A 12,794-nucleotide genomic window follows, 5' to 3' on the forward strand; every position below is an offset into this window, starting at 1 on the left:
GTCCTCCAGCCCGAGGTACTCGTCCACGCCGCCGGGCAGGTGCCGCATGCGGCCGCCGACGACCGCGTACTGCTGGTCGGTGACGCGCTCGATCAGGTACCGGTCGTGGCTGACGACGATGAGCGTGCCCGGCCAGGTGTCGAGCACGTCCTCCATCGCGGTGAGCATGTCGGTGTCGAGGTCGTTCGTCGGCTCGTCGAGGATCAGCACGTTCGGGCCGTCGAGCAGCACGAGCAGCAGCTGCAGCCGGCGCTTCCACCCGCCCGACAGCTCGCCGACCCGGGTGGACAGCTGCGCGGAGGGGAACCCGAGCCGCTCCAGCAGCTGCCCGGGGGCGAGCACGGCGCCGCCGATCTCGTACCCGGTGCGCAGCCCGCCGATCACGTCGAGCACCCGCTGGTCCGCGACGTCGAGCAGCTCGTCGAGCTGCTGCGACAGCCGCCGCACCCGCACGGTCTTCCCGTGCTTCACGCGGCCGGCCGTGGGCCGGAGGCTGCCGTCCACGAGCGCGAGCAGCGTCGACTTGCCCGCGCCGTTGCGCCCGAGGATCCCGGTCCGCTCCCCCGGCGCCACGCGCCACTCCACGTGCTCCAGGACCGGCGGGCCGCCGTACCCCGCGGAGGCGTCCACCAGGTCGACGACGTCCTTCCCGAGCCGCGCGGTCGCGAGCCGGTTCAGCTCGACGCCGTTGCGCGGCGGCGGCACGTCCGCGATCAGCTCGTTCGCGGCCTCGATGCGGAACTTCGGCTTGGATGTGCGGGCGGGCGGCCCGCGGCGCAGCCACGCGAGCTCCTTCCGCATCAGGTTCTGCCGCCGCTCCTCCATCGCCTGCGACTGCCGATCGCGCTCCAGCCGCTGCAGCACGTACGCGGCGTACCCGCCCTCGAACGCGTCGACCGTGCGGTCGTGCACCTCCCACATCCGCGTGCAGACGGCGTCGAGGAACCAGCGGTCGTGGCTCACGGTGACGAGCGCGCCCTGCCCGGCGGCCCACCGCGCGTTCAGGTGCGCGGCGAGCCAGCGCACGCCCTCGATGTCGAGGTGGTTGGTCGGCTCGTCGAGCAGCAGGACGTCGTCGTCCTGCGTCAGCAGCGCGGCGAGGGCGACCCGCCTGCGCTGGCCGCCGGACAGGGACTCGACGTCCGCCTCGACGTCGACGCCCCGCAGCAGCCCGGCGATGACCTCGCGCACGCGGCGGTCGCCGGCCCACTCGTGCTCCGCCCGCCCGGCGACCACGGCGTCGAGCACGCGGCCGGGAGGCAGGCGGTCGCCCTGGTCGAGCACCCCGATCCGCACCCCGCTGCGCCGGGTGACGCGGCCGGAGTCCGGTTCGCGCGTGCCGGCGATCATGCCGAGCAGCGTCGTCTTGCCCTCGCCGTTCCGGCCGATGACGCCGATGCGGTCGCCGGTCTCGAGGCCCAGCGAGAGGTCGTCGAGCACGACCCGGGTCTGGGTCTCGAACCGGATGCGCTCCGCGCCGACGAGGTGCGCCACGGGGATCGAGCCTACGTTCGCGGACGCGCGGCTCGCGGCGGGCGCAGGCTCGGCTGCGAGGATCGGCGCATGGGCCTGCTCCTCGTCACCGGCGGCGCCGGCTTCATCGGCGGCGCCGTCGTGCGCGCCGCGCTGGCTCGGGGCGACGCGGTCCGGGTGCTCGACTCCCTGCGCGGCGACGTGCACGCCGCCGATGCCGCGATGCCGGCGGGGGTGGAGGCGGTGCGCGGCGACGTCACCGACCCGGAGGCGGTCGCGGCCGCGCTCGACGGCGTCGACGTCGTCTGCCACCAGGCCGCGAAGGTCGGCCTCGGCGTCGACTTCGCGGACGCGCCCGACTACGTGCGGACGAACGACCTCGGCACCGCGGTGCTGCTCGCCGCGATGACCGCCCGCGGCGTCGACCGGCTCGTGCTCGCGTCGTCGATGGTCGTCTACGGGGAGGGCGCGTACGCCTCCTCCCGGGGGCCGGTCGCGGTGCCGCCCCGCCGCGCCGAGGACCTGGCGGCGGGCCGGTTCGAGCCGATCGACCCGGCGACCGGGGAGTCGCTCGAGCCCCGGCTCGTCACCGAGGACGCCCCGATCGACCCGCGGAACGTCTACGCCGCGACGAAGGCGCAGCAGGAGGCGCTGGCCGCGGTCTGGGCGCGCGAGACCGGCGGGCGGGTCGCCGCGCTGCGCTACCACAACGTGTACGGGCCCGGCATGCCGCGCGACACCCCCTACGCCGGCGTCGCCGCGCTGTTCCGGTCGCAGCTGGAGCGCGGGGAGGCGCCCACGGTGCTGGAGGACGGGCGGCAGCGGCGGGACTTCGTGCACGTCGACGACGTCGGGGCGGCGAACCTCGCGGCGATCGCCTGGACCGACGGGCAGGGACCAGGAGCGGTCCGCGCCTTCAACGTGGGCAGTGGCGTCGTGCACACGATCGGCGACCTGGCGGCCGCGCTGTCCGCGGCGCGCGGCGGCCCCGAGCCGGTCGTGACGGGCGGCTACCGCCTCGGGGACGTGCGCCACATCACGGCGTCGTCCGACCGGCTCCGCGCCGAGCTCGACGTGCCGGCCCCGGTGCCGTTCGAGGCCGGGATCCGCGCGTTCGCCACCGCCCCGCTGCGCGGCGCCCCGTGATCGCCGATGTGATCCTGCCCTGCCTCGACGAGGCCCTCGCCCTTCCCGGCGTGCTCGCCGCGATACCGCCGGGCTGCCGCGCGATCGTCGTCGACAACGGCTCCACCGACGGGTCCGCGGAGGTGGCCCGCGCGCACGGCGCCCTCGTCGTGGCCGAGCCGCGGCGGGGCTTCGGCGCGGCCGTGCACGCGGGCGTGCTCGCCGCGGAGGCTGACCTGGTCGCGATCCTCGACGCGGACGGCTCCCTCGACCCGGCCGACCTGCCCCGGCTCGCGGCGCCCGTGCTCGCCGGGGAGGCGGACCTCGTCCTCGGCCGACGTCGGCCGATGCCGCGGTCCGCGTGGCCGCTGCACGCCCGGCTCGCGAACCGCGCGCTCGCCGCGGCGATCCGCCGCGCGAGCGGTGTCGCCGTGCACGACCTGGGCCCGATGCGGGTCGCGCGGCGGGCGGACCTGCTCGCGCTCGACCTCCGGGACCGGCGCAGCGGCTACCCGCTCGAGATGCTGCTCGCCGCGTCGGCCTCGGGGCTGCGGGTGCGGGAGGTGGACGTGCCGTACCGCCCGCGGATCGGCAGGTCGAAGGTCACCGGGACGGTCCGCGGCACGCTGACGGCCGTCCGTGACATGCGCCGGATCCTGAAGGAGCACGGCGCGGACCCGTTGAACCGGTCGAGCGCTCCGAACCCGTGACATGACGACCGTGATCGTGCTGGCCAAGGAGTGCGTCCCCGGCCGGGTCAAGACGAGGCTGACGCCGCCGTTCTCCCCCGAGGAGGCGGCCGCGCTCGCGTCCGCGAGCCTGGCCGACACCCTCGAGGCGGTCGGCCGCGTCGCCGCGGACCGTCATCTGCTCTGGTTCGACGGCGCCGCGCCCCGCGGCACCGGGTTCGAGGTCGTGCAGCAGCCGTCCGGCGGGCTCGACGAGCGGATCGCCGCGGCGTTCGAGTGGACCGACGACCGCGCGGTGCTGGTCGGCATGGACACCCCGCAGCTCGACCCAGCGGTGCTGCAGGCCGTGCTCGACGACGACGGCGCCGACGCCTGGTTCGGCCCCGCGACCGACGGCGGCTGGTGGGCGCTCGGCCTGGAGCCGGGCCGCCGCCGCGGCGACCTGGTGCGCGGCACCCCGATGTCGACCGACGTGACCGGCGCCTCGCAGCTGCTGCGGCTGAGCGCCGCGGCCCTCCGGGTGCGCCGCCTGCCGACCCTCACCGACGTGGACCACGTCGCGGAGGCGTTCGCCGTGGCCGAGGCCGCACCCGCCTCCCGGTTCGCCACGGTGCTCGGCGTGCTCGCGCCGCTCGTCGACGCGGTCGCGTGAGCGCCGTCGTCCCCGCCGTCCGCTTCGGCGCCGGCGGCACCGACCCGTGGGCGGCCGCGCTGCGCGGCGCCTCCGCAGCGCTCGAGCTGGTCCCGTCGGAGCCCGGCGGGGCCGCGGAGCCGCTCGATCTGCACCGGTGGACTGCGACGGCCGACGCGGCCGACCGGACGACCCTCGACGGGCTGGCCGGCCCGCTCCTCGACATCGGGTGCGGTCCCGGACGCATGATCCGCGCGGCCCTCGACGCCGGGCTGCAGGCGACCGGGCTGGACGCGGAGCCGGCCGCGGCGGCGTCCTGCCGGGCTCAGGGCCTGCCCGTGCTGCGGCGCAGCGTGTTCGACCCGCTGCCCCGGGAGGGCGCGTGGGGCTCCCTGCTGCTGCTCGACGGCAACGTCGGCATCGGCGGCGACGTGCCCGCGATGCTCGCCCGCTGCGGCGCGCTGCTGCGTCCGGGCGGCCGCCTGGTGGTGGAGGCGCACCCCGACCCGACCCGCGATGCCGCCGCGCTCTGGCGCCTCCGCGGCGAGGGCGGCGGCGAGAGCGACCCCTTCCCGTGGTCGCAGGTGGGGCTGCCCGCCCTGCTGCGCGCCGCCCACGACCTCGCGCTCGAGCGGGTGTGGGAGCGGGACGGCCGCTGGTTCGTCCGCCTCCGCAGCCTGTAGGCGGCGCCTCCAGCCATGCCCCGGCACTCCAGCGGCCCGAGGGCTTGAGCAGGGCGACCCGAGCGCTACAGCAGGACAGAACCGCTTCGGCAGGACGAGCCGGCCCGGATCGTCCTGCTCAAGCCGTTCTGTCCTGCTCAAGACCTCGACGAGCACGTCGACGGCGGCGGACCGCGAGCACCAGCACGACGGCGGCCGTCAGCACCCCGATCGCGGCCCACGCGAGCGCGAGGTGCAGCGCGTACGGGAACACCAGCACGGACGGGTTGCGCGCCCCGATCCGTTGCGCCTGGATGCCGGGGAACGCGACGAGGGTCAGCGCGGCACCGATCACCATCGCGACCTGCACGACGGCGATCGGTGCCCAGGACACCCGCGCGCCGACCCGGCGGAGCAGCCGCGTGCCGACGAGCACGAGCGGCGCGAACACCGCGTCGTGCAGGACCACCGCGCCGGCCAGCCACAGCAGGATCGCGCCCCACTGCCCGGCGGGGACGCCGGCGACGAGCGCGCCGCCGGCCACGCCCAGCAGCAGCGCGCCGAGCCCGATCAGGCCGGCGCGCGCGACGCGGATCCCGCGCGACGGGGAGGTCACCGCACCTCCAGCCCGGACAGCCACTTCGTCTGCAGGACGCCGGGTCGCGCAGGCGAGATCAGCCGCGCCGGGTAGCCGTGGTCGACGTGCAGGACCTCGCCGTTCAGCTCGAGCGCGACCAGGGTCAGCGGGTCGTCGGCGAACTCCCGCTGCAGCACGGTGGTGCTGTACGCGCCGGTCGAGAAGCTGCGGACCAGCAGCTCCCGTCCGCCCGCACCGACCAGCGCGGCGAGGTCGCGGACGGGCACCCCGCGCCAGCGCGCCTGCGTGCTCCACCCCTCCACGCACGCGATCGGCAGCCCCGCCTCGGTCTGCGGCATCGCCCGCAGGTCGTCGAGCGACAGCTCGACGCCGCGGTCGGGACCTCGGACCCGGAGGCGCCAGGCCGGGTCGAGCGCGGTCCGCTGCACCTTCGCCTCCGCCGCCGTCCGGTTGACCGGCAGCCCCTGCGGCCCGTACCGGAGGCGCCGCGGCGCCAGCACGTTCAGGGGCGCGAGCGCCGGCAGGGTCTCCCCCGCGGTCGTCGCCACCACCGCGGCGGAGGCGAGGCCGGTGCCGAGCAGGACCGTGCGGCGGCTGATCCGCCCGGGCGGCTTCGGCGCGCGGTCGATGGACCGCTGCAGGAATCCCGTGACGCCCTTGACGCGCGGCTCCGGCCGCAGGTCGCCCTCGCCCTCCGCCACCGGCAGCAGGTGGCCGGCGGCGTCGAAGCTGTGCTGCCGCCGCCACCACCGCGCGATCACCGGCAGCTTCACGCCGATGTGGATCGCGAGGGCTCCCACGATCGCCCACGCGAGCGCGAAGTGCGTCTCGCGGAAGCGGAACATCCACGGGTACCACTGGTACGTGTTCGCCAGCCCGGTCGCGAGCTCGACGAAGGAGGCGGAGACGAGCAGCGCGATGGAGGCGCGCTCGAGCACGCTCGCCACGGAGCGCACCGGCGGCCACGCGAACAGCAGCGGGTAGACCGTCCACAGCTTCGCGAGCAGCACCGGGATCAGCGCGGTGCCGACCACGACGTGCACGCCCTGCGCGACGCGGTAGAGCCAGACGGGCCGGGTGAGGAAGGCCATGCCGGGCAGCGGGTTCTGCAGGAGGTGGCTGAACAGGCCGGTGCCGAAGCAGATCAGGAAGCCGAGGCCGAGCAGCCGGCCGATCACGACGACGGTCCGCGGATGGCGCGCGGGCGACGCCAGCGACGTGCGCAGGAGCAGGAGGACCGAGCCGATCATCCGCGACGCTCCGAACCCATGCAGACATGTTCGGAGCAGGCGGCGAGGATGACGGGATGCGGGACGTCCGGTTCGCCCGTGTCGCGCCCGTCGCGGTGCTGCTGGGCGCGATCGCCGCGGTCACGGTCGCGCTCGTCGCGGGGGTCGGGGTGCTGACCGCGAAGCAGGTGCCGGTCTACTTCGCGTTCGAAGGCGTCTGCTGGACGCTGTTCGCGGCCGCGGTCCTGCTGCTGCTGCGGGTGCCGCGCCGCGCGGTGCCCGCGCTGGTCCTGGCCGGCACGCTGCTGCTCGGCGCCGCCGGCGCGACCGGGCAGCCCATCATCAGCACGGACTCCGCCCGGTACAGCTGGGACGGCATCGTGCAGGACGCGGGGATCTCGCCGTACCGGTACGTCCCCGCCGACGCCGCGCTCGCCCCCCTCCGGCCCGAATGGCTGTTCCCGACCCCGCGGGTCACGGACGGCGGCACCGTGACGTGCCCGGGCCCGCGGGCCGAGCCGACCGAGCAGGTCGGCGCGCCGGGCACCATCTGCACGGCGATCAACCGCCCGCAGGTGCCGACCATCTACCCGCCCGTCGCGGAGGCGCTGTTCGCCCTCGCCCGCCTGGCGGTGCCCCCCGGCGCCGAGTACCTGCCCATCCAGCTGCTCGGGCTCGCCGCGGTCCTCGCGACCACCGGCCTGCTGCTCAGGACCCTCCGCACCACCGGCCGGGACCCGCGGTACGCGGCCGTGTTCGGCTGGTGCCCGTTCGTGACGATGGAGGCGGTCACCAACGCGCACGTGGACGCGGCCGCGGCGTTCCTCGCGCTGGCCGCGACCGTGCTGATCACGCGTGGCAGGCGGGTGACCGGCGGCGTCGTGCTGGGCCTCGCGATCGCGACGAAGTTCCTGCCCGTCCTCGTCGCCCCGCCGCTCGGCCGGCGACGGCCGTGGGTGATCGCCGCCGCCGCGCTCGGCACCGTCGCCGCGGTCTACCTGCCGCACGTGATCGCGGTCGGCCCCTCGGTGATCGGCTACCTGCCCGGCTACCTGGACGAGGAGGGCTACGACGGCGGGTCCCGCTCCGCGCTGCTCTCGGTGCTGCTGCCGGGCAGCGCCTCCACGATCGCGGCGGCCGTCCTGATCGCCGCGCTCTCGGTCGTCCTGCTGGTGCGGACCGACCCCGCCGAGCCGTGGGCCGCACAGACGCTGCTCGTCGGCACCGCGCTCGTGCTGGTCAGCCCCGCGTACGGCTGGTACGGCCTGCTGCTCGTACCGTTCATGGTGATGAGCGGGCGGTGGGAGTGGTTCGGCGTCGTGATCGCGCTCTCCCTGCTCGGGGTGCGGCAGGACCCCTGGGCCTTCCGCGCGATCCTGCTCGCCGCGGCGCTGCTGCCCGTGCTCGCGGCGGTGCGGCGTGCGCGGAGGGGCGAGCGGATCCTGAACCCGCGCTGAACGGACCAAGCCGAAGGGCGATCGCCTCCGAACCTCTGCCACCTGCACCACAGGAACCGGGAGTGCACCGAACGCGGACCGTCCGCGCGCTGAGTGCCCCTCGAGAGGAACTGCGCATCATGCGTACCACCACCAAGTCGCTGACCGCGCTCCTGAGCGCCGGCATCGTCGTCGCGGCCCTCGCGGGCTGCTCCCAGTCCGGCACCGGTGACAGCAGCCAGTCCGGCGCCGGGTCGTCCTCCGCCCCGTCCTCCGCGAGCGCCTCGGCCACGCCGACGCCCGCGCTGATGACCGCCGTCGGCGGCAAGACGACGGCGATCACCCTCGACGCCGGCTTCGTCAAGGCGCTCACCACCCTGAAGCTCACGCCCGGCGTGATCGGCAGCGCCACGCTGTCCAAGGAGGGTGTGCTCACCTTCCCGATCACGGGCGGCAACGTCACGTACTACGACCCGTCGACCGGCGTCCGCCCCTACGTGCAGGGCGAGCTGGACCACGACGGCTCCGGTCTCTCGCTCACCGCGGGCGACAAGAAGGTCGAGCTGAAGGACTTCGTCATCGACCCGGGCAACGACAGCCACGTGTCCGGCGACGTCTACCTGAACGGCAAGTCGGTCGTGAAGGGCGCGAACCTGTTCCGCCTCGACGGCAGCACGCTGAACCCCGTCACCATGGAGGGCGACGCCTACATCCTCGAGGGCACCACCGTGTACGTCTCCGAGGACGCGGCCGCGCTGCTGAACAAGACGTTCGGCACCGACGCCGTGACCGGCGACCTCAAGGTCGGCATCGCGAAGCTCACCGTCACCGGCAAGTAGCCGACTCCGCGCCGCGGCGACGCGGCGCACCGCAGGACCACAGCAGCCGAAGGGCCCGTCTCCCAGCAGGGAGGCGGGCCCTTCGGTGTCCCCGGCGTGGCCCCCTCCGCCGACGAGGGCTTCAGCAGGACAGAGCGGCTTGGGCAGGACAGAGACGAGGGCTTCAGCAGGACAGAACGGCTTGAGCAGGACGAGATCGCGCAGATCGTCCTGCTGATGCCGTTCTGTCCTGCTGTAGCCCTCTGTCGTTCCGCCCCGGCCGCCACCGGGAGAGGGCCGAGGAGGAGCGCCGCGTCAGCCGACGACGCGGGCGCCCGGCACCGGACCCGTCGCCCGCAGCACCGTGTGCCGGGCGGCCGACAGCGCGATCTGCAGGCTGAGCGCGCCGTCGAGGTCGGCGGCGAGGAACGCGATCGTCGGACCGGAGCCCGAGACGATGCCGGCGAGCGCCCCGTTGCGCTCGCCCAGCTCGAGCAGGTCGGCGAGCTCCGGCCGCAGGTGCAGCGCCGCGACCTGCAGGTCGTTGTGCAGCGCCTCCGCGAGCGCGCGCGGGTCGCCGGAGCGCAGCGCGTGCAGCACCTCGGTGCCGACCTGCGGGTCGGAGGCGGCCGGCAGGTCCGCGGCGTGCGCCGCCCGGTGCCGGTCCAGCGCCGCGTACACCGCGGGGGTGCTGAGGCCGGGCTCGCTGAGCGCGACGACCCAGTGGAACGGCCCCTTCGCGAGCGCGGGGCTCAGCCGGTCGCCGCGCCCGGTGCCGATCGCGGTGCCGCCCGTCAGCGCGAACGGCACGTCGGCGCCCAGCTCCGCGCCCAGCTCGAGCAGCTCCTCCCGGCCCAGGCCGAGGCCCCACAGCGCGTCGAGCGCGACCAGCGCGGCCGCGGCGTCCGCCGAGCCGCCGCCCATGCCGCCGGCGATGGGCACCCGCTTCACGACGTGCAGGCGCGCTCCCCCGCGGTAGCCGGACCTGGCCTGCAGCAGGTGGGCGGCGCGCAGCACCAGGTTGGTGCGGTCGACGGGCAGCGACCCCGTGAGGATCGGCCCGGAGAAGTCGAGCGACAGCTCCGCGTCCGGCTCGGCCCGCAGCTCCTCGAACAGGCCGACGGCCTGGTAGGCGGTCGCGACGTCGTGGTAGCCGTCCGGCATCGGGGCGCCGACGCGCATGAACACGTTGATCTTCCCCGGCGCCCGCACGAGGACCGACCGGACCGCCGCGCCCATGCAGCCAACCTATCCACCTCGCGCCCCGGAGGTCCTGCCGACGAGGTCGGGAGGGCCGCGCTGCCGGACGTCGCGCTATCCTCCGGGTACCCGCCGATCCGACCGCTGATCAGGAGCTCCACCCGTGCTCGCAGGCGACACCGACCCCTCCGCCCTGGCGGGCCTCGAGCTCGTCGACCGACGCGGCGAGCGCATCGGCCGCGTGCGGCAGGTGTATCCGGACGGCGACGGCGCCCTGTGGGCCGGGGTCCGCGGCAACCTGTTCGGCACCGAGGAGGCGCTCGTGCCGCTCGACGGCGCCGTGCTCGACGAGGACGTGATCGGCGTCCCGGTGTCGCGCAGCCGGTTCCAGTCCGCGCCGCGGCGCCGGCCCGATACGGCGCTCGACCCGGCGGAGCGCGCGGAGCTGCGCCGGTTCTGGGCCGAGCCCGCCGCTGAGCCCGTCGAGGCGGCCGCGGCCGAGCCGGCGGCCCCGACGCCGACCGCAGCGGAGGAGGAGGGCGTGATGACCGCCTCCGAGGAGCGCCTGCACGTCTCCACCGAGCGGGTGCCGCGCCTCCGGGTGCGGCTGAAGAAGGTCGTGGTCACGGAGCAGCGCACGATCACGGTGCCGGTGCGGCGGGAGGAGTACCGGCTCGTCCGCGAGCCGATCGAGGACGCTGAGCCCGTGCCGGGTGCCGTGATCGGGACGGCCGAGCAGGAGGTCGTGCTCTACGAGGAGCGGGTCGTCGTCACCACCGAGGTCGTGCCGGTCGAGCGCATCCGCCTGATCAAGGAGGAGGTCGTCGACTCGCAGGAGGTCGTCGGCGCCGTGCGGCGCGAGCGCATCGAGCTCGTGGACGAGGCGTCGGAGGGGGCCGAGCCCGCCGAGCCGGCGGAGGAGCCGGCCGCGGACGAACCGATGGCGGCGGAACCCGCCGCGCAGGAGCCGGCCGCGGCGCCTCAGCCCGCGGCGCCCGCGATGCTGACGAAGGCGTCGACGTCCAGCCGCTCGCCGCGGAGGCCCGCGTCCACCCCGGCGCGCGCCAGCACCTCCGCGGCCGCGACGGCGCCGCCGAGCACCGGCGCCAGCGACTGACGCAGCGTCTTCCTGCGCTGCACGAAGGCGGCGTCGACGAGCCGGAACACCGCCAGGCGCAGCGCCTCGTCGCCCCGCGACGGGCCGCGCTCGAAGCGGACGAGCACGGAGTCGACGTTCGGCACCGGCCAGAAGACGCCGCGCGGCACCGTGCCGGCCAGGGAGAACGGCCCGTACCAGGCGCCCTTCACGCTCGGCGAGCCGTAGACCTTCGATCCGGGGGGCGCGGCGAGCCGCTCCCCCACCTCCGCCTGCACCATCACGACGCCGGAGGCGAGCGACGGCACGTCGGCGAGCAGCCGCAGCAGGATCGGCACCGCGACGTTGTACGGCAGGTTCGCGACGAGGCGGAGGGGCGCGCCCGGCACGGCGACGCGGATCGCGTCGCCGGTCACGACGGTGAGCCGGTCGGCCGCGTCCCGCAGGCGGTCGGCGGCGGTGCCGGGCAGCGCGGCCGCGAGCCGGGCGTCGATCTCGACCGCGGTGACGGCGGCGCCCGCCTCCAGCAGCCCGAGGGTCAGCGACCCGAGCCCCGGGCCGACCTCGAGCACCTCGTCCCCGGGCTCGACGCCCGCGATGCGCACGATGCGGCGCACCGTGTTCGCGTCGTGCACGAAGTTCTGGCCGAGCGACTTGGTCGGGGCGACGCCGAGCGCGGCGGCGAGCCGCCGGACGTCGGCGGCGCCGAGCAGTCCTGACGCGGCCGGATCCATCCGCCGGAGCGTACTGGACCCCGGATCCTTCGTTTCGTAGGTCCGGTGGACCTACAGAACGAAAGGGCGCCCGGCCGAAGCCGGACGCCCCTTCGCTCCGTCGGTCAGGTCCTGGCGAGCGAGGCGCCGGAGCGCTTGCGCGACAGCGCGTCGACCGTGGCGGCCAGGATCAGGACGCCGCCCGTGATGAGCAGGTTCACGCCGCCGGGCAGCTGCAGCAGCCCCAGGCCGTTCGTGATCATCGAGATCAGGATCGCGCCCACGACCGCCTGGACGAGCCTGCCACGGCCGCCGAACAGGCTCACGCCGCCGACCACGGCCGCCGCGACGCCGTTCAGCACGATCGTCGCGCCGAAGCTGGAGCCGACGGTGCCGATGCGGCTGGCGGTGAAGAGGCCGGAGATGATCGCGAGCGTCGAGCAGATCATGAACGCGGCGATGCGGATGCCGGCGACGTCGATGCCGGCGCGGCGGGCCGCCTCCGGGTTGCCGCCGACCGCGTACAGGTGCAGGCCGAACCGGCTGCGGTCCAGCACCTGCGTCCCGATCCAGATGATCGCGAGCGTGATCGGCACGACGATCGGCACGCCCTCGACCGCGAGCACCGAGACCGAGCGGTTCTGGTTCAGCAGCAGCACGAACACGAAGGTCGCCACCGCGATGATGCCGACCCGGATCCACAGCAGGCTGAGCGGCCGCACCGGCACGCCCGCCTGCATCCGTCGGCCGCGGTCGTAGTAGGCCGTGCCGATCGAGACCAGCACGATCACCGCGAACATCACCCAGCCGCCCCAGAGCGGCAGGTTGCTGTTCATGATCGCGAGGACCTCGGGCGCCTGGATCCGGTAGGTGTTGCCGTCGCCGAGCATCACCAGCAGCAGGCCGGGCAGCCCGAGGAACAGGCCCAGGGTGACCACGAAGGAGGGGATGCCCACCTTCGCCACGAAGTACCCGATGAACGTGCCGATGGCGAGTCCCACGACCAGGGCGACCAGGAACGCGGGGATCCAGTTCCAGTTCGCGACGCTGTTCAGCAGGATGAACGCGCCCATGCCGACGCCCGCGGTGACGCCCGCGGACAGGTCGATCTCGCCGAGCAGGAT

The 12,794-nt window shown here is 75.3% G+C and carries 12 protein-coding genes and 1 pseudogene; 7 read left to right on the top strand and 6 right to left on the bottom strand.

Translation table 11 applies throughout. The features are described from left to right. Nucleotides 1-1,494, bottom strand: a 1,494-nt coding sequence (locus ACFE60_RS13205) for an ABC-F family ATP-binding cassette domain-containing protein (protein WP_375389324.1), incomplete at its 3' end; no start/stop codon positions are given. Between the two features lie 69 nt (nt 1,495-1,563). Between ACFE60_RS13205 and ACFE60_RS13210 the strand changes: the two genes are divergently transcribed. The 4 genes from ACFE60_RS13210 to ACFE60_RS13225 are packed head-to-tail and all read left to right on the top strand — an operon-like array spanning nt 1,564 to nt 4,601. Next, nucleotides 1,564-2,619: an NAD-dependent epimerase/dehydratase family protein gene (locus ACFE60_RS13210; protein ID WP_375389325.1), complete on the top strand. Its 1,056-nt coding sequence runs from the start codon at nt 1,564-1,566 to the stop codon at nt 2,617-2,619. Then, entirely contained in the window at nt 2,616-3,308 is a 693-nt protein-coding gene (locus tag ACFE60_RS13215; protein WP_375389326.1) for a glycosyltransferase family 2 protein, read from the top strand. Before ACFE60_RS13210 ends, ACFE60_RS13215 begins: the two co-directional genes overlap by 4 nt. 1 nt (nt 3,309) lies before the next feature. After that, nucleotides 3,310-3,939 (top strand): DUF2064 domain-containing protein, encoded by a 630-nt coding sequence (locus ACFE60_RS13220; protein ID WP_375389327.1) that lies wholly within the window; start codon nt 3,310-3,312, stop codon nt 3,937-3,939. Beyond that, complete coding sequence (locus ACFE60_RS13225) at nt 3,936-4,601, top strand: class I SAM-dependent methyltransferase (RefSeq protein WP_375389328.1); 666 nt, start codon at nt 3,936-3,938, stop codon at nt 4,599-4,601. The genes ACFE60_RS13220 and ACFE60_RS13225 overlap by 4 nt, the downstream gene beginning before the upstream one ends. A gap of 118 nt (nt 4,602-4,719) precedes the next feature. On the opposite strand, the gene ACFE60_RS13230 is transcribed toward ACFE60_RS13225, so the two are convergent. After that, complete coding sequence (locus tag ACFE60_RS13230) at nt 4,720-5,196, bottom strand: hypothetical protein (protein WP_375389329.1); 477 nt, start codon at nt 5,194-5,196, stop codon at nt 4,720-4,722. Next, complete coding sequence (locus ACFE60_RS13235; protein WP_375389330.1) at nt 5,193-6,428, bottom strand: molybdopterin-dependent oxidoreductase; 1,236 nt, start codon at nt 6,426-6,428, stop codon at nt 5,193-5,195. Before ACFE60_RS13235 ends, ACFE60_RS13230 begins: the two co-directional genes overlap by 4 nt. Nucleotides 6,429-6,484: 56 nt before the next feature. Between ACFE60_RS13235 and ACFE60_RS13240 the strand changes: the two genes are divergently transcribed. Together ACFE60_RS13240 and ACFE60_RS13245 are read left to right on the top strand one after the other, a co-directional pair. After that, nucleotides 6,485-7,864 (top strand): glycosyltransferase 87 family protein, encoded by a 1,380-nt coding sequence (locus tag ACFE60_RS13240; protein ID WP_375389331.1) that lies wholly within the window; start codon nt 6,485-6,487, stop codon nt 7,862-7,864. A gap of 119 nt (nt 7,865-7,983) precedes the next feature. After that, a complete protein-coding gene (locus ACFE60_RS13245) occupies nt 7,984-8,682 on the top strand; it encodes a hypothetical protein (protein WP_375389332.1) in 699 nt (232 codons plus the stop codon). Between the two features lie 294 nt (nt 8,683-8,976). Here the strand turns inward: ACFE60_RS13245 and ACFE60_RS13250 are convergent, their stop codons facing one another. Beyond that, on the bottom strand, nt 8,977-9,900 hold the full coding sequence (locus tag ACFE60_RS13250; RefSeq protein ID WP_375389333.1) for a 4-(cytidine 5'-diphospho)-2-C-methyl-D-erythritol kinase: 924 nt from the start codon (nt 9,898-9,900) through the stop codon (nt 8,977-8,979). Nucleotides 9,901-10,405: 505 nt separating this feature from the next. Between ACFE60_RS13250 and ACFE60_RS13255 the strand changes: the two are divergent. Then, a pseudogene (locus ACFE60_RS13255) lies at nt 10,406-10,720 on the top strand (DUF2382 domain-containing protein); the annotation flags it as partial. A gap of 122 nt (nt 10,721-10,842) precedes the next feature. On the opposite strand, the gene rsmA reads toward ACFE60_RS13255, so the two are convergent. Then, entirely contained in the window at nt 10,843-11,691 is an 849-nt protein-coding gene (gene rsmA / locus ACFE60_RS13260; protein ID WP_375389334.1) for a 16S rRNA (adenine(1518)-N(6)/adenine(1519)-N(6))-dimethyltransferase RsmA, read from the bottom strand. Between the two features lie 104 nt (nt 11,692-11,795). After that, nucleotides 11,796-12,794, bottom strand: a 999-nt coding sequence (locus tag ACFE60_RS13265; RefSeq protein ID WP_375389335.1) for an ABC transporter permease, incomplete at its 5' end; no start/stop codon positions are given.

Origin of the sequence: uncultured Amnibacterium sp., assembly GCF_964245895.1 — a bacterium.
Lineage (GTDB): Bacteria > Actinomycetota > Actinomycetes > Actinomycetales > Microbacteriaceae > Amnibacterium.